Genomic DNA, 21,975 nt, shown 5'->3' with positions numbered 1-21,975 from the left:
GCAAACAGAATTGCCGGGGAGTTTAGCACAGGCGAGGAAAGGGGCGGGAAAGGCAGAGACTGAAAGGCCCCTTTTCAGGGGCCTTGTAGGGATTACTTCTCTTCGTGATCTTCCCAGGCAAGGGCGCGTTTAACCGCCTTCTGCCAGCCGGCGTAGCGGTAATTACGCTCGGTGGTTTCGATACCAGGGCGGAACTCTTTCTCGATGACGGATTTCTCCTGCAGCTCATCGAGGTTCTGCCAGAAGCCCACGGCCAGACCGGCCAGGTAAGCCGCACCCAACGCAGTGACTTCGCGAACTTCAGGACGCTCAACACGGGTACCCAGAATGTCGGACTGGAACTGCATCAGGAAGTTATTGGCTACCGCACCGCCGTCCACGCGCAGCGCGTGCAGACGAATACCGGAGTCTGCCTGCATTGCTTCCAGCACGTCACGGGTCTGGTAGGCGATTGATTCCAGGGTGGCGCGAATGATGTGGTTAGAGTTCACGCCGCGGGTCAGGCCGAAAATAGCCCCACGTGCATACGGGTCCCAGTAAGGTGCGCCGAGGCCGGTGAACGCAGGCACAACGTAGACGCCGTTGGTATCCTTCACCTTGTTGGCGAAGTACTCGGAGTCGAACGCATCGCCAATCAGCTTCATTTCGTCACGCAGCCACTGAATGGATGCCCCCGCCATGAATACGGCGCCTTCCAGCGCGTAGTTCACTTCACCTTTCGGGCCGCAGGCGATAGTCGTCAGCAGACCATTGGTGGAGGCCACGGCTTTCTCACCGGTGTTCATCAGCATAAAGCAGCCGGTTCCGTAGGTGTTCTTCGCCATCCCTTCTTTCACGCACAGCTGGCCAAACAGCGCGGCCTGCTGGTCACCCGCGATCCCGGCAATAGGAATACGCGTGCCGCCCTTACCGCCGATGTTGGTCTGGCCATAGACTTCGGAAGACTTGCGCACTTCCGGCAGCATAGCGCGAGGAATATCCAGCGCTTCCAGCATGCGGTCATCCCAGTCCAGCTCGTGGATGTTAAACAGCATGGTACGAGAAGCGTTGGTGTAGTCGGTGACGTGTACACGCCCCTGAGTCATCTTCCAGATGAGCCAGGTATCCACGGTACCGAACAGCAGTTCACCACGGCGAGCACGCTCGCGGGAGCCTTCGACGTGGTCGAGGATCCATTTAACTTTAGTGCCGGAGAAGTACGGATCCACCACGAGGCCGGTGTTGTGACGCACGTATTCTTCCATGCCGTTGCGCTTCAACTCTTCACAGATATCAGCGGTACGGCGGCACTGCCAGACGATAGCGTTGTAAATTGGCTTACCGGTTTCACGCTCCCAAACTACTGTGGTTTCACGCTGGTTGGTGATGCCGATGGCCGCGATTTCGTCGGAGTTGATGTCGGCTTTCGCCAGCACTTCTACCAGCGTGGAGCTTTGGGTGGCCCAGATTTCCATCGGGTCATGCTCTACCCAGCCTGGCTTAGGATAGATTTGCTCAAACTCACGCTGTGCAACGCTAATGATGTTGGCGTCATGATCCAGGACGACGGCACGCGAGCTGGTTGTTCCCTGGTCGAGAGCGACGATGTACTTTTTTTCTGTAGTCATAATCAAGTCCTGAAGTCAGTATTACAGTGCTTTTTGCTGAGAGGTCACCTTGCTGTCCGGCTTGTCTTCTTCGACAACGCAGACGTCGCATGGCAGGTGGCGACCAATCAATTTACGGTAGCCGAATGCGCCGAGGGAAGCGCCGAGAATAGGCGCAAACAGCGGCACCAGGAAGTAAGGAATATCTTTCCCGCCGGTGAAGGCGACGTCGCCCCAGCCAGCCAGCCACGCAAAGGTCTTCGGCCCAAGGTCACGCGCTGGGTTCATCGCAAACCCGGTCAGTGGTCCCATGGACGCGCCGATCACCGCAATCAGCAGGCCAATCAGCAGCGGAGCCAGTGGGCCACGCGGCACGCCGTTGCCATCGTCGGTCAGCGCCAGAATGACGCCCATCAGAATGGCAGTGATCACCATTTCTACGGCGAATGCCTGGACGAAGTTAATGTGTGGGTTCGGATAGGTGGAGAAGATGCCCGCCAAATCCAGGCTTTCTACGCTGCCGCGCACCATATGGTGCGTTTGTTCGTAGTCGAGGAACAGATTGTAATATAAGCCATAAACCAACGCGGCGGCGCAGAATGCGCCAAGGAACTGTGAAATAATAAACGGCACGACTTTGCGTCCGTCAAAACAAGCGAACAGCCAGAGTGCGATCGTTACTGCCGGGTTAAGATGTGCGCCGGAAACCCCTGCGGTCATATAGATGGCCATTGCCACCCCTAAGCCCCAGATGATGCTGATTTCCCACTGCCCGAACGTGGCACCGGCCACTTTCAATGCAGCAACACATCCCACACCGAAGAAGATCAACAACGCGGTACCCATGAATTCGGCGATGCACTGGCCTTTTAAGGTTGTTGTAGCGGTCTGACTCATAGTGGGGTCCTGAAGGCAAATTGATGATTATTGTTGTCGAGCATCCTTGTCACCTTTATGCCATGTAGGCATGGTGTTAATTTATCGTTAACGAGCACAAACGAGAAATATCGAACTTAAAATGTGCGTGGTGCGTCAAGAAAATGAGCGTTTTCGCGCTAAAAAATGAGCGGTGCCTCATGGGAAAGAAGGGGGAATTACGCGTTTCGTTAACGTGTTTTTTAACAATTCGAATCGGCCGTGAACCCTGGCTTTCAGCATAGGCTGAAAAACGTCATGTTACGCAAAGAGCGCGGTAAGCCGCTGGACACGGGCATCCGGGCTACTTACAATCGAGTTACGCTACGTGTTGTGCATACGTTCATAAAGGCGTCGCCGTAGAATCGGGACGAGGATAGCCATCCATCAACGCCTTGCCATTCAGGAGAGTTCGAAATGTCATTTGAAGTGTTTGAGAAACTGGAAGCAAAAGTTCAGCAGGCGGTTGACACGATTACGTTGTTACAGATGGAAATCGAAGAGCTGAAAGAGAAAAATAACGGTCTGGCTCAGGAAGTTCAGCAGGCGCAAAGCCACCATGAAGAGCTGGTGCGTGAAAACAGCAGCCTGAAAGAACAACAGCACGTCTGGCAGGAGCGTTTACACGCGCTGCTGGGCAAAATGGAAGAAGTGTAATTCCTGCTTCCGACAAAAAAGAACGGGCGCCTCAGGCGCCCGTTTTGCTATTCATCGACCGGATTACTCAATGTCCAGCGGATCTTCGGAGAGAATGATGCCGGTGTTATCGGCATACAGATGGTCGCCTGAGAAGAAGGTCACGCCACCAAAATTGACGCGCACATCGCTTTCGCCGATGCCTTCTCCCGCGGAGCCAGCCGGGATGGCGGCAATCGCCTGGATGCCAATGTCCAGCTCTTCCAGGTCATCCACCTGACGCACCGCGCCGTAAACCACAATGCCTTCCCACTCGTTTTGCAGCGCAAGACGAGCCAGTTCAGCATCAATCAGCGCGCGCCGTACTGAACCACCGCCGTCTACCAGCAGGACTCGCCCACGGCCATTCTCTTCGAGCAGATCGTACAGCAACCCGTTGTCCTCGAAACATTTCACCGTGATGATTTGCCCACCAAATGACGAGCGGCCACCAAAGTTGGAGAACAACGGCTCAACGACGTTGACCTCTTCCTGGTAGATGTCACAAAGCTCAGAAGTATCGTATTTCATAGGATTAAGGTTCATTTGCTGCAGGAGTTGTCAGTATATCGCGTTCTGTTAACTGTTGGCAAAATCATCAATTGTTAATTGATATTTGTCAGTCACCACACAATGGTACTGAGGACGACGCCCAGAGCAAACAGCAGATTCGTCAGCAACGCGACTTTGACGGTGCGTTCCAGCATCGGGCGCATCGCCACGGGATCTTGCTCCCGCAGGACGTAGGCAACCTGCTTGAGCAGCAGCGGCGTGGCCAGAACAAATAACCATCCCCACAGGCTCTTGAGCCAGATAAGGTTAAACAGGGCGAGACAGACCAAAGCCCCGATGAGCAGAGCGGCATGATAGCGGCGCGCAACAATTGGCCCAAGACGTACAGCAAGGGTATTTTTACCGTTCTCACGATCGCTATCGATATCACGCAGGTTATTGATATTCAGCACTGCGGTGGCGAGTAATCCACATGCCGTGGCCGGCAGAATCACCAGCGCCGCCAGCGAATTAGCCTGCAGATACCAGGTGCCCGCCACGCTAATCCAGCCGAAGAACACCAGCACTGAGATATCTCCCAGCCCCATGTAGCCATAAGGACGGGTACCGACGGTGTAGGTAATGGCGGCGACGATAGACAGCAGCCCAAGTAGCAAGAAGCCCATGAAATCGGAGAAGGTATGGCAGGCAAGGGCGACCAGCGACAGACCCGACAAACAAATGAGGATGACGGTGATGACCAGCGCACGTTTCATCTGCGCCTGAGTAATCATTCCTTTTTGCATCCCGCGTAGTGGCCCGAGACGGTCTTCTTTGTCGCTGCCTTTGACCGCGTCGCCATAGTCATTGGCGAGGTTCGACAGGATCTGCAAAAGTCCGGCGGTCAGAAGCGCCAGCAGCGCCACAGCCGGGTCAAAGACACCTTGCCAGTAAGTCAGGGCCGAACCGCAGACGATTGAAGCAAACGCCAGAGGCAGCGTGCGTGGGCGAAGGCTTTCCAGCCAGGCCTGGGTGACACTTGTAGGTTGCGAATCGCTCATTATTTGGTTGCCAGTTTAGATAAAAAAATGGAGGGCATAAGCCCTCCATTTCAAATGAAGAAAATGCGTTAGCCGGATTATAGGATAAAACGGCTCAGGTCTTCATCTGCAACCAGCTCATCCAGATGTTTACCGACGTATTCGGCATCGATCAGGATGGACTGACCATCTAACTCGCTGGCGTCATAGGAGATATCTTCCATCAGACGTTCAAGCACGGTGTGAAGGCGACGCGCCCCGATGTTTTCGGTAGATTCGTTTACCTGCCAGGCAGCCTGAGCAATACGACGAATACCGTCCTCGGTAAAGTCGATGTTCACGCCTTCGGTTGCCATCAGCGCTTTGTACTGTACGGTCACGGAGGCGTTAGGTTCGGTCAGGATACGCTCGAAATCGTCCACGGTCAGCGCCTGCAGCTCAACGCGGATAGGCAAACGCCCCTGCAGCTCAGGAATCAGGTCTGACGGGCTGGCAACCTGGAATGCGCCGGACGCGATAAACAGAATGTGGTCAGTTTTTACCATGCCGTGCTTGGTGGATACGGTGCAGCCTTCTACCAGCGGCAGCAGGTCACGCTGTACGCCTTCGCGGGACACATCCGGGCCGGAACTGTTGCCGCCGCGCTTACAAATTTTGTCGATTTCGTCGATAAACACGATCCCGTGCTGTTCAACTGCGTCGATGGCGTCCTGCTTCAGCTCTTCCGGGTTCACCAGCTTCGCCGCTTCTTCTTCCACCAGCAGCTTCATCGCATCTTTGATTTTCAGCTTGCGTGGTTTTTGCTTCTGGCCGCCCAGGTTCTGGAACATGGACTGTAGCTGGCTGGTCATCTCTTCCATGCCAGGAGGAGCCATAATTTCTACGCCCATCGGCGCAGCGGCGAGATCGATTTCAATCTCTTTATCATCCAGTTGGCCTTCGCGCAGTTTCTTGCGGAACGACTGGCGAGCCGCAGAAGGTTCCTGCTGGGCTTCCGCCTGACCCCAGTTGTTCTTCGCCGGTGGGATCAGCACGTCGAGAATACGCTCTTCGGCCATTTCTTCAGCGCGGTAGCGGTTCTTCTCGATAGACTGCATGCGTACCATTTTGACTGCAGCATCGGTCAGATCGCGGATAATGGAGTCCACTTCTTTACCCACATAGCCGACTTCAGTGAATTTGGTCGCTTCAACTTTGATGAACGGCGCGTTGGCCAGTTTTGCCAGGCGGCGGGCAATTTCGGTTTTACCCACGCCGGTTGGGCCGATCATCAAAATGTTTTTAGGGGTAACTTCATGGCGCAGCTCTTCATCAAGCTGCATACGGCGCCAGCGGTTACGTAAGGCGATAGCGACGGAGCGCTTAGCGTTGTCCTGGCCGATAATGTGTTTATTCAGCTCGCTAACAATTTCGCGTGGGGTCATTTCAGACATGGGAGATCCTTACGCTTTAGACGGTAATTCTTCGATGGTATGGAAGTGGTTGGTATAAACGCAGATATCACCTGCAATATCCAACGCTTTCACAGCGATATCGCGCGCGCCCATTTCGGTATTTTCCAGAAGGGCACGGGCTGCGGCCTGGGCGTACGGGCCGCCGGAGCCAATGGCAATCAGATCGTTTTCAGGCTGGATGACATCGCCGTTACCGGTGATGATCAGCGACGCGCTTTCGTCGGCCACGGCCAGCAGCGCTTCAAGCTTGCGCAGCATGCGGTCGGTACGCCAGTCTTTCGCCAGCTCAACGGCGGCTTTCACCAGGTGACCCTGATGCATTTCCAGTTTGCGCTCAAACAGTTCGAACAGCGTGAAGGCATCCGCAGTACCGCCGGCAAAACCCGCGATCACTTTATCGTTGTACAGGCGACGTACTTTTTTGACGTTACCTTTCATGACGGTGTTACCCAGCGTGGCCTGACCATCTCCGGCAATAACCACATGGCCGTTACGACGTACACTTACTATTGTTGTCACGATCGGACCCCTTTTGCATCAGCTAAACAGGAGCCCTGCGCGGTGCGCAGGGCCTAATGCCATTATAAATGGGGGGCAATTCTGGGGTTTCAACCCCCGGCGGCAAGACGAATACAGCTGGTATGTCCAGCCATCTTCAGCCGATTGATAGTGCCATCGGCATTCTCTTTACCTTTGATTGGCCCAATGACGACGCGGTTCCAGCCGTTATTGGTGGTAATGCGGGAGTCAAAGCCTTCAAACGCCAGCTGAGCACGAACGGTTTCCGCCTGTTCGCTACCTTTAAATGAACCACACTGCACCATCCAGCGTTTTTCATCTTTTTTCTCCTGAGCAGCAGGAGTCTGCTTAGCCACTTCTGGCTCACGCGTAATTGGTGCAGGCTGAGCTTCACGCTGAACCGGTTTGGTTTGCTGTGGCGCTTTTTGCTGGCTGTGTGGTGGCGTTTGCAGCAGATCCTGATACGGCTGCTGATTATTTGCCGTAGAGGTTTTCGGCTGTTGCTGCGGCACAGTTTTTGGCTGCTGGTATGGCTGTTCCGCTACACGCTGCTGAACGCGAGGCTGCTGCGTCTGCGTGTTCCACTGCTGCTGTTGCACAGGCTGAGTTTGCTGCACAATCTGTTTCTGGCGCTGCAGCGTTTGCTGGCGCTGGGCAGGGGTTTGCTCATTCCACGGGACTTCATTCAGCTGCGTAGGCTGCTGGCGCATATCCGCCTGCATTTGCTCCAGCAACTGGCGCTGTTCGTTGGTTAGCTGGCTTTGGTTCATGACTTCGCCGCCGGCGGTAGGTTCGGTAGGCGCACGTACGCCAGGCTGGCGGTTTTCCAGCTCTTTAATGTAACGCCAGCGCTCTTCCGGTTTTGGCGGCAAGCCATTGCCGGTCACTTTGTGGCCAGGGAGCGCGTCAATCTCTTCTTTCTTATGGTGAGTAATAAAGTAAAGAGCGCCGACAAAGGCCACCACGACTGCGGCCGCAATGGCAACCATCGTTGGAGAGACGGAGGGCAGACTACGTTGCTTTTTGCGGGGTGTACTTTTTTTGCGCCGCGTCCCTGCCGATTGCCCGCGGCTTACATAATCTCGTTGTGCCACTATCGTTTCGCTGTCTTTATTCGTTTATCAGTCCGCCATGTTACTTAAGGGGCGGGGCTTTGACCAGTTTATGCAGTCTTAAAAACGGCTCAATTTCTGCTGCCGGGCGCGGCAGTGCTGCCTCGCTCAATAAGATCGCAGTCCAGCAGGCGTGAGCCGCTGTTAACGTTTTGGCCGTTCATGTTGTCCAGCAATAGCAGCATAGCTTCCTTACCAATATCGAAACGGGGTTGTGCGACGGTGGTGAGGGGCGGGTCACAGAACTGCGACAGGGCAATATCGTCGAAGCCCATAATCGATAAATCTTCCGGGACTTTAAGCCCGCTGCGCTTTGCCTGAGACAGCGCCCCTAGCGCCATCACGTCGCTATGGCAGAAAATGGCGGTTGGGGGTTCGGGCAGGGCAATAAGCTGTGCCAGCGCTGCGGCGCCTGCTTCATAGGTAAAATCACCGCGCGCAATATAGTGAGGATCGACGACGATGCCATTGCGGCGAAGTGCCTGAACGTATCCCTGTAAGCGATAATGGCAAAGCGGCATTTCTTCAGGCCCGGCAATACAGGCAATGCGCTGATGCCCGAGCTCTTGCAGATAGTAAACGGCGTTAAAGGCGGCGGTCAGATTGTCGATATGCACCGTGGGCAGTTCCAGCTCAGGGGCAAACTCATTGGCCATGACCATCGGCGGCAGATTGCGTTGCTCTTCTTTGCTGGCGTCAAACGGCAGGCGTGAGCCCAGCAGCAGCATGCCATCAATTTGTTTGGTGATGATCAGGTCGATGAAGGTTTTTTCCTGCTGATTTTGGTGGGCGCAATCGCCAATCAGCACGAGATAGCCGTGTGAAGCTGCGGTAACTTCAATACCGCGGATGATTTCGCTGAAAAACGGATCGCAGATATCCGGCACGATGACCAGAATAGTGCGTGATTCGCTGCGTTTGATGTTACGCCCCAGAGAATGAGGCAAATACCCCACTTCAATCGCCGCCTGTTCCACGCGATTACGGGTACTTTGTGAAACTTTGTCCGGGTTCATTAAGGCGCGGGATACCGTTGCAGTAGACACTTTTGCCTGCACGGCGACATCTTTCATGGTGGCATTCACCACCGGTTTCTTCGGCTTCACTTCTTCTCCTCACATGCACGCCGCTATCGTCAACACTCCTGTGTGTCTGACAGTCATCACATTCTTAGCAGAAGTTGGCTGTAAGCGGTTACAAATTTTTCACAAGAAATGTGATGAGTATTAGATTTTTCGATCGGCTTCGCATAACCAGCCCGATTGTGCTACCCGTCGATAGGGTCGACATCCAGCATCCATTTTACTTTCCGGGCTTCGGGGAGCGTGTTGATCAGCGTGAGTGAATGGCTGACCAGTTTTTGCAGGCGCCCGCGCGATGGATGCTGCAACAATATTTGCCAGCGAAAACGCCCGCCGCGTTTGGGCTGCAGCGAGGGGACTGGCCCCATGATCCAGAGCTGCTCATCGCGCAGCGGGCTGGCCTCCAGCAGATTACGCAACTGCTGCAAAAATAGCGGGGCCTGGTGGTTGTTCTGATCTTCGGCCCGAATCAATACATGGCTGGTGTACGGCGGCAAAAATACCGTTTGGCGCTCGCTCAATGCCTGGCTTGAAAACGCATCGTAGCCTTTGGTCAGCAGAGTTTGCAGCAAAGGGTGTTCAGGATGGTGCGTTTGCAGCAGGACTTCACCTTGCTTACCGGCTCGCCCCGCTCGACCAGAAACCTGGACGTAGAGCTGGGCAAAGCGTTCGGCGGCACGGAAATCTGCGGAGAAAAGCGCGCCGTCTACGTCGAGTAAGGCGACCAGCGTGACATCAGGGAAGTGGTGCCCTTTAGCCAGCATTTGTGTGCCGATAAGAATTCTCGCGCCGCCCCGGTGCACTTCGGCCAACTGCTGTTCCAGTGCGCCTTTGCGGCTGGTGGTATCGCGGTCGATGCGGGAAATCGGTACGTTCGGGAACAGCGGCTCAAGGCTGTGTTCAAGTTGTTCGGTCCCCATTCCCACCGGAACCAGATGCGTGGAGCCGCACTGCGGGCACTGCTGCGGGATCGCGCGCTGGCTGTCGCAATGGTGGCAACGCAGATGGCGCTGGCCCTGGTGCAGCGTGTAGTAATGATCGCACCGTGCGCATTCCGCAATCCAGCCGCATTCGTGGCAGAGCAGGGCAGGTGCGAAGCCGCGGCGGTTAAGGAAAAGGATCACCTGGTTATCTGCGGCAAGATGCTCGCCTATCTTTTTGAGCAGTGCAGGGGCTAAGCCGGCTTTGAGCTGCTGCCCTTTCAGGTCAACAACCTGCTGGTGAGCCGGGCGTGCGTTTCCAGCACGTTTAGTCAGGCGTAGCTGGCGATATTTTCCCACCTGAACATTGTGCAGAGTTTCTAATGCTGGCGTTGCCGAGCCGAGAATGATCGGAATGTTTTCAGCATGCGCCCGGTAAACGGCTAAATCGCGAGCGTGATAGCGCCAGCCTTCCTGCTGTTTATAGGAGCTGTCATGTTCCTCATCGATGACAATGACGCCGAGACGGCAGAACGGCGTGAACAGAGAAGAACGGGTCCCAATGACGATGGCCGCCTCACCGCTCCGTGCTTTTAGCCACACGCTGAGCCTTTCACTGTCATTCAGCCCGGAGTGCAGGACTTCAACCGGCGCGTTAAAACGCTCCCGGAAGCGGGCGATAGTTTGCGGAGTCAGACCAATTTCGGGCACCAGCACTAAAGCCTGCTTGCCCTGCGCCAGCACATTTTCAAGCACACTGAGGTAAACCTCAGTTTTGCCGGAGCCGGTGATGCCGGCGAGCAGCCAGGCGGAGAAATGGTCAGATTCGCTATGGATAGCCCCCACGGCGGTGGCCTGTTCCGTATTCAGTCTCAGCCGCTCACCGGCAACGGCATAGCTTGCCCGCCAGTCTTCTTCCTCAGGCGCCGCGCTTTTTAAATCACACAAGCCTTTTGTTCTCAGCGCCTGTAACCCCGGCTCACTGATTTCCAGCTCGCCGATTTGATGCCGGCAGACGATATTTTGCCGCAGCGCCGCCAGTGCCTGCTGTTGTTTAGGCGCGCGTTTGAGACTGTTCAGATCAACGGCTTTTCCTTCTTCCGTAGCAAACCAGTACCAGAGCGGAGCATGGTGCGCAGGTTTCCCCTGGCGAAGAAGAATTGGCAGAGCGTGAAAGAGCACTTCGCCAATCGGGTGATGATAATACTCCGCAGCCCACAGCAGCACGCGCCAGAGTGACGGCGTGAACAGCGAGCGCCCATCGAGAACTTCGCCAACGGGCTTGAGTTTTTCCAGCGGCAGATCGCTCGACTGGCTGACCGACATGACGATACCGACAGCTTCGCGTTGCTTGCCAAACGGCACCTGTACGCGGCAGCCTGCGCTAACCTGCACGCCTTCTGGCAGCAGATAGTCGAAGGTACGGGCCAGCGGAACCGGCAGAGCAACGTGGGCTACGGGCATGAAAGCATCCAGGCTGAAAAAAATGACGTATTAGTGTACACTGTGCGCTTGCAAAATTGCGGATCAGTTTGCACCGGGTGAGCAATTTCTGTATGATTCGCCGCCTTTGATGCGCAGTTTTGGTATCAAAAAAACCTAATTTATTAACATCGCGTGGTGTCTGGCGTTAGGGCTGGAAGAGCGACGCGGCCTTTACCGAGGTTTACCATGAAAAAAGATATCCATCCTAAATACGAAGAAATTACTGCAAACTGCTCTTGCGGTAATGTTATCAAGATCCGCTCCACCGTAGGTCACGATCTGAACCTGGACGTATGTGGTCAGTGCCACCCGTTCTACACTGGTAAACAGCGTGATGTTGCTACCGGCGGCCGTGTTGATCGCTTCAACAAGCGCTTCAGCGTACCAGGCGCGAAAAAATAAGTTTCGCACTCTGGAAAGAGAAAGGCGCCTGAAGGCGCCTTTTTTGTGTCTGTTATCCGGTAACGCAATAAGAAAAGGCGCCCGCAGACGCCTTAACACCAGATCTTAATATTCCCACGTATCCGGATCGATCCCCAGTTCACGCATAATGACCTTCGCATCTTCCGGGATTTCATCACTGCGCTCTTTACGCAGGTCAGCATCGTTCGGCAGCGGCTGGCCGGTGAAGGCGTGCAAAAAAGCTTCACACAGCAATTCACTGTTGGTCGCATGACGCAGGTTATTCACCTGGCGACGCGTGCGCTCGTCGGTGAGGATCTTCAACACTTTCAGAGGAATGGAAACCGTAATTTTCTTTACTTGTTCACTCTTCTTACCGTGCTCAGCGTAGGGGCTGATATATTCGCCGCTCCATTCAGCCATGAGATACCTTAATCCTCTTAATCTATGAAAACGTGCCAAAGCCGGGTAAATCCGCGGCGTTGACGATTATCTCTTTTAGTGTACAGCACAGGATAACCCTTTCCTGAGCACGAAACTCAGACATATACACTCTAAAACGCATAATTTTAACGGCTATTTGCCTTTTGCTCAATCTATACGCAAAGAGGTTTAGATGTCCAGATGTATTGACGTCTATACTGCGGTTGTTTACTCTGAGGCCTGACTTTTATTCGACCAGCAAGGATCGGGCACACCATGACGCGTAAACAGGCAACCATCGCAGTTCGTAGCGGTTTGAATGATGACGAGCAATACGGCTGCGTCGTTCCACCTATCCACCTGTCCAGCACCTATAACTTTACCGGCTTTAATGAACCGCGTGCCCATGATTATTCACGCCGGGGTAACCCAACGCGCGACGTAGTACAGCGGGCGTTAGCGGAGCTGGAAGGCGGGGCTGGGGCAGTAATGACCAATACCGGCATGTCGGCCATTCATCTGGTCACCACCGTATTCCTTAAACCTGGCGACCTGCTGGTGGCGCCTCACGACTGCTATGGGGGCAGCTACCGCCTGTTCGATAGTCTGGCAAAACGTGGGGCTTACCGCGTTTTATTCGTCGATCAGAATGATGAAGAGGCTTTAAACTCTGCGCTGGCGGAAAAACCAAAGCTGGTACTGGTAGAAAGTCCAAGTAATCCATTGTTGCGCGTCGTGGATATTGCGAAAATCTGTGCCGCAGCGCGTGAAGCGGGTGCGATTAGCGTGGTGGATAACACCTTCCTAAGCCCGGCACTGCAAAACCCGCTGGCGCTGGGGGCCGATCTGGTTCTGCACTCTTGCACCAAGTACCTCAACGGCCATTCGGATGTGGTTGCGGGCGTTGTTATTGCAAAAGATCCGGCCACGGTCACCGAACTGGCATGGTGGGCGAATAACATTGGCGTCACTGGCAGCGCATTTGACAGCTACTTGCTGTTGCGTGGCCTGCGCACTCTGTCGCCGCGTATGGAAGTGGCTCAACGTAATGCTCAGGCCATTGTTGAGTTTCTCAAGCAGCAACCGTTGGTGAAAAAGCTGTATCATCCTTCACTGCCGGAAAACCAGGGCCACGAGATTGCCGCCCGTCAGCAAAAAGGGTTTGGCGCGATGCTGAGCTTTGAGCTGGATGGTGACGAGCAAACGCTGCGTCGTTTCCTGGGGGCGCTGTCGCTGTTTACCCTGGCGGAATCGCTGGGGGGCGTGGAAAGCTTGATTTCTCACGCCGCAACCATGACCCATGCGGGCATGGCACCGGAGGCACGAGCTGCCGCCGGCATTTCTGAGACGCTGCTACGCGTTTCAACAGGTATAGAAGATAGTGAAGATTTAATTGCCGATCTGGAAAATGCCTTCCGGGTCGCTGCCGAGGGGTAAGCATGAGTGTTTCAGCACCAGCAGGGACGCCGGTTCGTCAACTGCACAAGTTTGGGGGCAGCAGTCTTGCCGATGTGAAATGTTACCTGCGCGTGGCGGGTATCATGACCGAATATTCCAGACCGGGTGACATGATGGTGGTTTCGGCCGCCGGCAGTACCACTAACCAGTTGATTAACTGGCTCAAGCTGAGCCAGAGCGACAGGCTTTCCGCGCATCAGGTGCAGCAAACTCTGCGCCGCTACCAGAGCGACCTTATTAGCGGTTTACTGCCGCCGGAAGTGGCGGATGGCCTGATTGCCGGGTTTATCCACGACCTTGAGCGCCTTGCTGTTCTGCTGGACGGTAAAATGACCGATGCCGTTTATGCAGAGGTTGTTGGTCACGGGGAAGTCTGGTCGGCGCGTTTGATGGCTGCGGTGCTGAATCAGCAGGGCGTTGAAGCCGCCTGGCTGGACGCCCGCGATTTTATGCGTGCTGAACGTGCGGCCCAGCCACAGGTTGACGAAGGCCGTTCCTGGCCGCTGCTGCAAAACTTGCTTGCCCAACACCCGAATAAACGTCTGGTTGTGACCGGTTTTATCTGCAGCAATGAAGCGGGTGAAACCGTTCTGCTCGGGCGTAACGGTTCTGACTATTCAGCGACGCAGATTGGTGCGCTGGCTGGCGTTTCTCGCGTCACTATCTGGAGCGACGTGGCCGGGGTTTACAGCGCGGATCCGCGTAAAGTGAAAGATGCCTGCCTGTTGCCTCTGCTGCGTCTGGATGAAGCCAGCGAGCTGGCTCGTCTTGCCGCGCCGGTGCTGCATGCTCGTACACTACAGCCCGTATCCGGCAGCGATATCGACCTGCAACTGCGCTGCAGCTATTCGCCAGAGCAAGGTTCGACCCGTATTGAGCGCGTTCTGGCGTCCGGCACGGGGGCCCGGATTGTCACCAGTCACGACGATGTTTGCCTGATCGAATATCAGGTGCCGTCGCATCAGGATTTCAAGCTGGCGCAAAAAGAGCTGGATATGACCCTCAAGCGCGGTCAGGTGCGTCCGCTGTCGATTGGCGTGCATCCCGATCGTAATTTGCTGCAGCTTTGCTACACCTCGGAAGTCGCCAACAGCGTGCTGCAACTTCTCCAGAATGCCAGCCTGCAGGGCGAGCTTCGTCTGCGTGAAGGCCTGGCGTTGGTGGCAATGGTCGGGGCCGGCGTTTGCCGTAACCCGCTGCATAGCCACCGTTTCTGGCAGCAGTTGAAAGATCATCCCGTGGAGTTTATCTGGCAGTCGGAAGACGGCATTAGCCTGGTGGCCGTGCTGCGCGTAGGCCCAACGGAAAGCCTGATTCAGGGGCTACACAAGTCGCTGTTTCGTGCGGAGAAGCGTATCGGTCTGATGCTGTTCGGCAAAGGCAACATCGGTTCCCGCTGGCTTGAACTGTTTGCCCGCGAACAGGAAATTCTCTCCGCCCGTACCGGATTCGAATTTGTGCTGGCTGGCGTGGTGGACAGCAGCCGTAGCTTGCTGAATTACGACGGTCTGGATGCCAGTCGCGCGTTGGCCTTCTTCAATGATGAGGCTGTTCAGCAGGATGAAGAGTCGCTGTTCCTGTGGATGCGGGCTCATCCGTATGATGATTTAGTGGTACTGGACGTGACCGCCAGCGAGCAGCTCGCCGATCAATACCTGGACTTCGCCAGCCATGGCTTCCATGTGATCAGCGCCAATAAGCTTGCCGGCGCAGGGAACGGCCAAAAGTATCGCCAGATTCGTGATGCGTTTGAGAAAACGGGCCGGCACTGGCTGTATAACGCCACGGTGGGCGCAGGGCTGCCGGTTAACCATACGGTTCGCGACCTGCGCGACAGCGGCGATGCTATTCTGGCTATCAGCGGTATTTTCTCGGGGACGCTTTCATGGCTGTTCCTGCAGTTTGACGGCACAGTGCCGTTTACTGAACTGGTTGATCAGGCCTGGCAACAGGGGCTAACCGAGCCAGATCCGCGCGTGGACCTGTCCGGTAAAGACGTCATGCGTAAGCTGGTGATCCTGGCCCGTGAGGCGGGTTATGACATCGAGCCGGATCAGGTTCGCGTGGAATCTCTGGTGCCTGCAGGGTGTGAAGGCGGCTCCATTGACAATTTCTTTGAAAACGGTGATGAGCTGAACGAGCAAATGCTGCAGCGGCTCGAGGCTGCCCAGGAGATGGGGCTGGTGCTGCGTTATGTGGCCCGGTTTGATGCGAACGGCAAGGCGCGCGTGGGGGTTGAAGCCGTGCGGGCAGAGCATCCGCTTGCCGCTCTGCTGCCGTGTGACAACGTCTTCGCGATTGAAAGCCGCTGGTACCGTGACAACCCGCTGGTGATCCGCGGGCCTGGCGCCGGGCGCGATGTTACTGCCGGGGCCATTCAGTCCGATCTGAACCGCCTGGCACAACTGCTGTAGTTTCTTTCCCGCACTCTCTTTCTTTGGAAGAGAGTGCGTTTTCCTGCATGTCCCTTTCTCCGTTCCTCCTGAAAAAAATTCATCTTGTGTGAGAATTCCTCCACATTTTGTGGTGACATTTTCATTGACGACTCTCGCCTTTTCGGTCATCTTGCTATCTGGACGTCTAAACGTCTGGATAGCAATAAAACGCCACCACACGATAACGATGCGATTGACGAGGTAAGGGTATGAGCTTTTTTCACGCGAATCAGCGGGAAGCGCTGAACCAGAGTCTGGCCGAAGTGGCCGGGCATATTCATGTTTCCTTTGAGTTTTTCCCGCCGCGCAGCAGTGAAATGGAACAAACCCTGTGGAAGTCTATCGACAGGCTAAGCATCCTGAAGCCAACGTTTGTTTCCGTGACCTACGGGGCGAACTCCGGCGAGCGTGACCGTACCCACAGCATCATCAAAGGCATCAAAGAGCGTACCGGCCTTGAAGCAGCCCCGCATCTGACCTGTGTCGATGCAACGCGAGATGAACTGCGGGCGATTGCGCAGGACTACTGGAACAACGGCATCCGACATATCGTTGCATTGCGTGGTGATCTACCGCCTGGCAGTGGTAAGCCGGATATGTATGCTTCTGACCTGGTGGGGCTGCTCAAGGAAGTAGGCGACTTTGATATTTCCGTTGCGGCCTATCCGGAAGTCCATCCCGAAGCCAAAAGCGCCCAAGCGGATTTACTCAGCCTGCGCCGTAAAATTGAAGCCGGCGCTAACCGCGCGATTACTCAATTCTTCTTTGATGTTGAAAGCTATCTTCGCTTCCGCGATCGCTGTGCGGCCACAGGCATTGATGTCGAGATAATCCCGGGTATTCTGCCTGTCTCAAACTTCCGGCAGGCGAAGAAATTTGCCGATATGACTAACGTGCGTATTCCGTCGTGGATGGCGCAAATGTTTGAAGGCCTGGATAACGATGCCGAAACCCGTCAGTTGGTGGGCGCGAACATTGCCATGGATATGGTGAAAATCCTGAGCCGGGAAGGCGTGAAGGATTTCCACTTCTACACGCTGAACCGGGCGGAAATGAGCTATGCGATCTGCCACACTTTAGGCGTTCGACCCAAGCTGTAGGCATTGATTTCACATAAAAAAGCCCCGTTCAACTGTGAGCGGGGCTTTTTACTTTATGGGCTAAAAGCGTTACTGATTACTGCCGCTATCGCCGTAAGGCAGTGAATCGTAATCCCGCAGCGCATTTTTATCATACGGGTTACCAATCCAGCGGGTCGCTTCGACAAACTGCGGGCTGGTGATGGCCTGTGTTGCGTCGTAGCCGTCATAGCTTAAACCGGCTAAATCAGACCAGGTATGAATCAGTTCTGAGCTGCTGTATTTGCGGTTTATATCTCCCGAGAAGTCACGCGGGTGGGCCTGCTGCCAGGTCGGTGACGTCCAGACGATGAACGGGATGGTGTACATATGACGCGTAGGTTTGTTTTCGTTACGCCCCTGGGTCTGATGCGGCGGTGTGTCGTAAACCTCTTCCCCGTGGTCAGAGAAATAGAGCAGGAAGCCGTTAGGATCGCTGGCCTTGTAGTCTTTGATCAGCGTGGAAACCACGTGGTCGTTAAACAGGTTGGCGTTATCGTAACTGTTGTAGGATTCTTGCTGATCTTTGGTTAATCCAGCCGGTAAATCGTCCGTCTTACCATCAAACTTGTTCCAGTTTTCCGGGTAGCGGAAGTCATAACGAATATGCGTGCCGAGCAGGTGCACAATAATGAATTTTTTCGGTGCAGGGTCGGCCAGAACCTCTTTAAACGGCGCGAGGACGTTCGTGTCGTATTCGCGCGCGCTCTGGGTACGCTGCTGGTTCATATAATATTGTTTGTCAGTCTGCTTCGAGAATACGGCCAGCATGGTGTTGCGTTCGGTCATGGTCTGCTGGTTAGTGATCCAGAAGGTTTTGTACCCGGCCTGCTTCATCAGGTTCATCAGCGAAGGCTTAGTCAGGTAGAGGTCCGGATCTTTCTCGTCTGCAAACGTCAGCGCCTGCTGCAGAATTTCAATGGTGTAAGGACGTGAAGTGACGACGTCATTAAACACCGTCATTTGCGGGTCAGTTTTATGCAGCTCATCCAGCTCTGGCGTTGTCTGGCGGTGATAGCCGTACAGGCTCATGCGGCCACGCTGCGTTGACTCTCCAATAACCAGTACCAAAGTGCGTGGCGCATTACCGGAGGCGTCTTTCAGGTTAGCCAACGGCGGCAGCGCATTGTTGGACGTTAGCAGGTTATTCAGGCTGTCCAACTGCTGGCGATATTCGGTATAGGCGACGATAAACTGCCAGGGGGCCGCAGGCTCAAGGCGATAAGAAATACTGGAGAAGGATTCGCCAATGCTGCGTTTGTTGATAAGCCACTCTTTACCCACCGGATTGAGCACCAGGCCGAACAGGATGGCGAAGGAAACCAACCAGCGCCACGGGTTTGGAATATAAACCGGGCGCAGACGTGTCCAAAGAAAGATGGCACCCAGCGTATAGGCAACCGCAATGAGCAGCAGCTTCAGGCTGAAATACTGACTCAGGTATTCGCTGGCCTCGTTGGCGTTTGTTTCAAACATCACAAACAGAACGCTTTGCGAGAACTCCTGCCCGTAGACGACGTAGTAACCCAGGGCGGCGATTGAGGCTGCCCAAAGGATAACGCCAATAAAGGCGGCAATAATGCGCGTACGCTGTGGAAACAGAAATACAGGAATAAACCACAGAGAGCTAAACAGTAAGGAGTCACGCAGCCCCGTTGTACCGCTGTAGCCTGTTGTTAAGATGGCAATCTGCAAAACCGAGGAAAAATACCAAAAGTAGAGTAAAACCCATCCAAGGGCTTTAATGCTGAACTTACGTTCAGACTGTTTCAATGTGAAGTGCATACTCTTGCCTGTGCTATTAAATTATCATTAACCGTAATGAGAAAACCTTAAGTAAGCCTTAGTTATGAACGCTACGGTGGCTTGTACTCACGAAAAAAGTCACCCATTGCTGGGTGACTTTTGCGCACAATATAGAAAATGTGTCGGAATAATGACAGCGTAATTTCAGGCTTGTTCCGGGGATATTTATACGGCCAATACTTTTGGTTTTTTGTTGTTTATTTGTTGAAGATGGCGGGGGCAGTAAACGTGTTAAGCACGTTGAGTGGCGATGAGCGTTTTCACTAGTTAGAAATAAAAACCCCCGCGTTTGCGGGGGAAATGACGAAGCTAAAAAATCTTAGCCGGTATTACGCATCCCGGCGGCAACCCCGGCGATGGTGACCATCAGGGCTTGCTCTACGCGGGCATCAGGCGCTTCGCCTTTCTCTTCCGACTGGCGCGAGCGGTGCAGCAGTTCGGCCTGCAGGACGTTCAGCGGATCGGTATAGATATTACGCAGGGTAATTGACTCGGCAATCCACGGTAAATCTTCCATCAGGTGTGAGTCGTTGGCGATATCCAGCACGACTTTGATGTCGGCTTCCAGCTGGTCACGTAGCTGTTTGCCCAGTTTCCACAGCTCTGGCTTCACCAGGCGCTGATCGTAGTATTCCGCCAGCCAAAGGTCGGCTTTGGCAAACACCATCTCCAGCATGCCAAGGCGAGTGGAGAAGAACGGCCAGTCGCGGCACATTGTTTCCAGCTCGCTTTGCTTGCCTTCTTCCACGACCTTTTGCAGCGCCGCGCCTGCGCCCAGCCAGGCCGGCAGCATCAGGCGGTTTTGGGTCCAGGCGAAGATCCACGGGATCGCACGTAAAGATTCGACCCCGCCGTTTGGACGACGTTTAGCTGGGCGAGAGCCTAACGGCAGTTTGCCCAATTCCAGCTCCGGCGTGGCGGAACGGAAATACGGCACGAAGTCTTTGTTCTCGCGAATATAGCCGCGATACATCTCGCAGGACGTCGCAGAAAGTGAGTTCATGATCTGAATCCACTCTTTCTTCGGCTCTGGCGGCGGCAGCAGGTTAGCTTCAAGGATCGCGCTGGTGTAGAGCGACAGGCTGCTGATGGTGATTTCTGGCAGGCCGTATTTAAAGCGAATCATCTCACCTTGCTCGGTGACGCGCAGGCCACCTTTCAGGCTGCCTGGTGGCTGAGAAAGCAGAGCTGCGTGCGCTGGCGCACCGCCACGGCCAATGGAGCCGCCGCGCCCATGGAATAACGTCAGGGCGATACCGGCTTTCTCACAGGTTTTGATCAGCGCATCTTGTGCTTCATATTGCGCCCAGGATGCGGCCATCACGCCAGCATCTTTCGCCGAGTCGGAATAGCCAATCATCACCATCTGTTTGCCCTGGATAAAGCCACGGTACCAGTCGATATTCAGCAACTGGGTCATGACGTCGTCGGCGTTATTCAGGTCGTCGAGGGTTTCAAACAGCGGCGCAACCGGCAGGGCGAAGGTACAGCCCGCTTCTTTCAGCAGCAGGTGAACTGCCAGCACGTCTGACGGCGTCTTGGCCATCGAAATAACGTAGGCAGCAATGGAACCGCGTGGCGCTTCGGCTACCACTTTGCAGGTTTCCAGCACTTCCTGAGTGTCAGCGCTTGGCTCCCACTGGCGAGGCAGCAGAGGGCGTTTGGAGTTCAGTTCGCGGATCAGGAAGGCTTGTTTATCAGCCTCTGACCAGCTTTCGTAGTCCCCGATGCCAAGATAGCGGGTCATTTCGCCCAGCGCTTCGCTGTGGCGGGTGCTTTCCTGGCGAATATCAATGCGTACCAGCGGCACGCCGAAGCATTTCACGCGGCGCAGGGTGTCCAGCAACTGCCCGTTAGCGATGATGCCCATACCGCAGGCCTGCAGGGATTGATAACAGGCGTAGAGCGGATCCCAAAGCTGCTCGTTTTGAATGAGCAGACCTTCCGGCTTCGGCAGACGCTGGCCTTTCAGGCGGGCTTCAAGCCAGGCCTGGGTGGAGAGCAGCTGCTGGCGCAGGCCTTTCATGATGTGGCGGTAAGGTTCCTGGCCCGCATCCGGCCCTGCCAGTTCGCTAAGTTCCGCGGTGCATTCCACCATCGACAGCTCGGAAACCAGGACCGCGATATCGCGCAGGAACAGGTCGGTGGCTTTCCAGCGGCTGAGAAGCAGGACGTGACGGGTGATTTCAGACGTTACGTTCGGGTTGCCGTCGCGGTCGCCGCCCATCCAGGAGGTAAAGCGTACCGGGACGAAGTCCACCGGCAGTTTGTAATTCAGATTCTCTTCGAGCTGTTCGTTAAGCTCACGCAGGTAGTTTGGCACCCCTTCCCACAGACTGTTTTCTACCACCGCGAAGCCCCATTTGGCTTCGTCGACCGGGGAAGGGCGATGCTTACGAATTTCGTCGGTATGCCATGCCTGAGCAACCAGCTGACGCAGGCGGCGCATGATTTGGTTGCGCTCGTAGTCGGCGAGATCGCTGTGGTCGAGCTGCTTCAGACAGCTGTTCACTTCGACCAGTTTATGAATCAGGGTACGGCGAGTGATCTCGGTAGGGTGAGCGGTGAGCACCAGCTCCAGAGAGAGAGACTCAACGGCTGCCCGAATGTCAGCTTCGCTGATTCCCGGCTGACTTTTCAGTTTTTGCAGCGTTTTAGCGATGACTTCCGGGTTGCTGGCCGCTTCGCCCGTCGCGGAGATGCTGTGGTACTGCTCTGCGGTGTTGGCAAGATTAAGAAACTGGCTAAAGGCGCGGGCGACGGGGAGCAGTTCATCATTTGAGAGGTTCTGCAGCGTGCTCAGCAGCTCCTGACGATTGGCTTCATTACCGGCGCGGGAGGACTTGGATAACTTACGGATCGTTTCTACGCGGTCGAGGATATTTTCTCCCAGCGCATCTTTGATGGTATCTCCGAGCAGTTTTCCGAGCATGCTGACATTACTTCGCAAAGCAGAATAGCGTTCGTTCATATGACTCCAGCCCAATCTATTATGTAACTTAATTTCACCCGTGAAGGTTCAACACCGCCTTTTATAAAGCCACGTCATAAAC

17 protein-coding genes are annotated in these 21,975 nt (G+C 54.9%); 5 read left to right on the top strand and 12 right to left on the bottom strand.

What is annotated here, in order from left to right:
• Window positions 1–92: 92 nt before the first annotated feature.
• Both glpK and ACR6JA_RS19165 read right to left on the bottom strand, forming a co-directional pair.
• Window positions 93–1,607, bottom strand: a complete 1,515-nt coding sequence (glpK, locus tag ACR6JA_RS19170; RefSeq protein ID WP_008457520.1) for a glycerol kinase GlpK — start codon at window positions 1,605–1,607, stop codon at window positions 93–95.
• Window positions 1,608–1,628: 21 nt separating this feature from the next.
• Window positions 1,629–2,483, bottom strand: a complete 855-nt coding sequence (locus ACR6JA_RS19165; RefSeq protein ID WP_008457530.1) for an MIP/aquaporin family protein — start codon at window positions 2,481–2,483, stop codon at window positions 1,629–1,631.
• A gap of 435 nt (window positions 2,484–2,918) precedes the next feature.
• Here ACR6JA_RS19165 and zapB point away from each other — a divergent pair, with 435 nt between their 5' ends.
• Complete coding sequence (gene zapB / locus ACR6JA_RS19160) at window positions 2,919–3,158, top strand: septal ring assembly protein ZapB (RefSeq protein ID WP_213716131.1); 240 nt, start codon at window positions 2,919–2,921, stop codon at window positions 3,156–3,158.
• A 63-nt stretch (window positions 3,159–3,221) separates the two neighbouring features.
• Here the strand turns inward: zapB and rraA are convergent, their stop codons facing one another.
• From rraA to priA, 7 genes are all read right to left on the bottom strand, one after another.
• Window positions 3,222–3,707 (bottom strand): ribonuclease E activity regulator RraA, encoded by a 486-nt coding sequence (gene rraA, locus ACR6JA_RS19155; RefSeq protein WP_008457535.1) that lies wholly within the window; start codon window positions 3,705–3,707, stop codon window positions 3,222–3,224.
• Between the two features lie 92 nt (window positions 3,708–3,799).
• Entirely contained in the window at window positions 3,800–4,729 is a 930-nt protein-coding gene (gene menA / locus ACR6JA_RS19150) for a 1,4-dihydroxy-2-naphthoate polyprenyltransferase (protein WP_494494287.1), read from the bottom strand.
• 77 nt (window positions 4,730–4,806) lie between these two features.
• The gene (gene hslU, locus ACR6JA_RS19145; protein WP_008457542.1) at window positions 4,807–6,141 is read right to left on the bottom strand and encodes an ATP-dependent protease ATPase subunit HslU; all 1,335 of its coding nucleotides are present in this window, start codon (window positions 6,139–6,141) and stop codon (window positions 4,807–4,809) included.
• A 9-nt stretch (window positions 6,142–6,150) separates the two neighbouring features.
• Window positions 6,151–6,681 carry an ATP-dependent protease subunit HslV gene (hslV, locus tag ACR6JA_RS19140; RefSeq protein ID WP_008457544.1) on the bottom strand — a complete coding sequence of 177 codons (531 nt, stop codon included), beginning with the start codon at window positions 6,679–6,681 and terminating at the stop codon, window positions 6,151–6,153.
• Between the two features lie 89 nt (window positions 6,682–6,770).
• Entirely contained in the window at window positions 6,771–7,775 is a 1,005-nt protein-coding gene (ftsN, locus tag ACR6JA_RS19135; RefSeq protein WP_494494286.1) for a cell division protein FtsN, read from the bottom strand.
• A gap of 89 nt (window positions 7,776–7,864) precedes the next feature.
• The gene (gene cytR / locus ACR6JA_RS19130) at window positions 7,865–8,899 is read right to left on the bottom strand and encodes a DNA-binding transcriptional regulator CytR (protein ID WP_008457548.1); all 1,035 of its coding nucleotides are present in this window, start codon (window positions 8,897–8,899) and stop codon (window positions 7,865–7,867) included.
• A 161-nt stretch (window positions 8,900–9,060) separates the two neighbouring features.
• Entirely contained in the window at window positions 9,061–11,259 is a 2,199-nt protein-coding gene (gene priA / locus ACR6JA_RS19125; protein ID WP_494494285.1) for a primosomal protein N', read from the bottom strand.
• A gap of 207 nt (window positions 11,260–11,466) precedes the next feature.
• Here priA and rpmE point away from each other — a divergent pair, with 207 nt between their 5' ends.
• Window positions 11,467–11,682 (top strand): 50S ribosomal protein L31, encoded by a 216-nt coding sequence (gene rpmE / locus ACR6JA_RS19120; RefSeq protein ID WP_008457552.1) that lies wholly within the window; start codon window positions 11,467–11,469, stop codon window positions 11,680–11,682.
• A gap of 105 nt (window positions 11,683–11,787) precedes the next feature.
• Here rpmE and metJ read toward each other — a convergent pair whose 3' ends face one another.
• The gene (gene metJ, locus ACR6JA_RS19115; RefSeq protein WP_008457553.1) at window positions 11,788–12,105 is read right to left on the bottom strand and encodes a met regulon transcriptional regulator MetJ; all 318 of its coding nucleotides are present in this window, start codon (window positions 12,103–12,105) and stop codon (window positions 11,788–11,790) included.
• 276 nt (window positions 12,106–12,381) lie between these two features.
• Here metJ and metB point away from each other — a divergent pair, with 276 nt between their 5' ends.
• The 3 genes from metB (at window position 12,382) to metF (ending at window position 17,098) form a co-directional block, all read left to right on the top strand.
• The gene (gene metB / locus ACR6JA_RS19110; RefSeq protein WP_039289182.1) at window positions 12,382–13,542 is read left to right on the top strand and encodes a cystathionine gamma-synthase; all 1,161 of its coding nucleotides are present in this window, start codon (window positions 12,382–12,384) and stop codon (window positions 13,540–13,542) included.
• 2 nt (window positions 13,543–13,544) lie between these two features.
• Window positions 13,545–15,977 carry a bifunctional aspartate kinase/homoserine dehydrogenase II gene (locus ACR6JA_RS19105; RefSeq protein WP_213716126.1) on the top strand — a complete coding sequence of 811 codons (2,433 nt, stop codon included), beginning with the start codon at window positions 13,545–13,547 and terminating at the stop codon, window positions 15,975–15,977.
• 230 nt (window positions 15,978–16,207) lie between these two features.
• Window positions 16,208–17,098 carry a methylenetetrahydrofolate reductase gene (gene metF / locus ACR6JA_RS19100; RefSeq protein WP_213716125.1) on the top strand — a complete coding sequence of 297 codons (891 nt, stop codon included), beginning with the start codon at window positions 16,208–16,210 and terminating at the stop codon, window positions 17,096–17,098.
• A 69-nt stretch (window positions 17,099–17,167) separates the two neighbouring features.
• On the opposite strand, the gene ACR6JA_RS19095 is transcribed toward metF, so the two are convergent.
• Both ACR6JA_RS19095 and ppc read right to left on the bottom strand, forming a co-directional pair.
• Window positions 17,168–18,901, bottom strand: coding sequence for a phosphoethanolamine transferase CptA (locus tag ACR6JA_RS19095; RefSeq protein ID WP_494494284.1), 1,734 nt, complete (start codon window positions 18,899–18,901; stop codon window positions 17,168–17,170).
• 340 nt (window positions 18,902–19,241) lie between these two features.
• Window positions 19,242–21,893 carry a phosphoenolpyruvate carboxylase gene (ppc, locus tag ACR6JA_RS19090; RefSeq protein ID WP_213716123.1) on the bottom strand — a complete coding sequence of 884 codons (2,652 nt, stop codon included), beginning with the start codon at window positions 21,891–21,893 and terminating at the stop codon, window positions 19,242–19,244.
• Window positions 21,894–21,975 lie beyond the last annotated feature (82 nt).

This window comes from Cedecea sp. B1(4), assembly GCF_059414925.1.
The sequence above is the reverse complement of the archived record's forward strand: the minus strand, read 5'-3'. Positions and strand labels throughout refer to the sequence as shown.

Bases quoted from the DNA above. Each gene is read 5' to 3' on its own strand.
- metJ (WP_008457553.1), bottom strand. From the start codon at position 12,105: ATGGCTGAATGGAGCGGCGAATATATCAGCCCCTACGCTGAGCACGGT.
- zapB (WP_213716131.1), top strand. From the start codon at position 2,919: ATGTCATTTGAAGTGTTTGAGAAACTGGAAGCAAAAGTTCAGCAGGCG.
- metF (WP_213716125.1), top strand. From the start codon at position 16,208: ATGAGCTTTTTTCACGCGAATCAGCGGGAAGCGCTGAACCAGAGTCTG.
- ACR6JA_RS19095 (WP_494494284.1), bottom strand. From the start codon at position 18,901: ATGCACTTCACATTGAAACAGTCTGAACGTAAGTTCAGCATTAAAGCC.
- priA (WP_494494285.1), bottom strand. From the start codon at position 11,259: ATGCCCGTAGCCCACGTTGCTCTGCCGGTTCCGCTGGCCCGTACCTTC.
- ACR6JA_RS19105 (WP_213716126.1), top strand. From the start codon at position 13,545: ATGAGTGTTTCAGCACCAGCAGGGACGCCGGTTCGTCAACTGCACAAG.
- menA (WP_494494287.1), bottom strand. From the start codon at position 4,729: ATGAGCGATTCGCAACCTACAAGTGTCACCCAGGCCTGGCTGGAAAGC.
- rraA (WP_008457535.1), bottom strand. From the start codon at position 3,707: ATGAAATACGATACTTCTGAGCTTTGTGACATCTACCAGGAAGAGGTC.
- ACR6JA_RS19165 (WP_008457530.1), bottom strand. From the start codon at position 2,483: ATGAGTCAGACCGCTACAACAACCTTAAAAGGCCAGTGCATCGCCGAA.
- hslU (WP_008457542.1), bottom strand. From the start codon at position 6,141: ATGTCTGAAATGACCCCACGCGAAATTGTTAGCGAGCTGAATAAACAC.
- rpmE (WP_008457552.1), top strand. From the start codon at position 11,467: ATGAAAAAAGATATCCATCCTAAATACGAAGAAATTACTGCAAACTGC.
- ppc (WP_213716123.1), bottom strand. From the start codon at position 21,893: ATGAACGAACGCTATTCTGCTTTGCGAAGTAATGTCAGCATGCTCGGA.
- glpK (WP_008457520.1), bottom strand. From the start codon at position 1,607: ATGACTACAGAAAAAAAGTACATCGTCGCTCTCGACCAGGGAACAACC.
- metB (WP_039289182.1), top strand. From the start codon at position 12,382: ATGACGCGTAAACAGGCAACCATCGCAGTTCGTAGCGGTTTGAATGAT.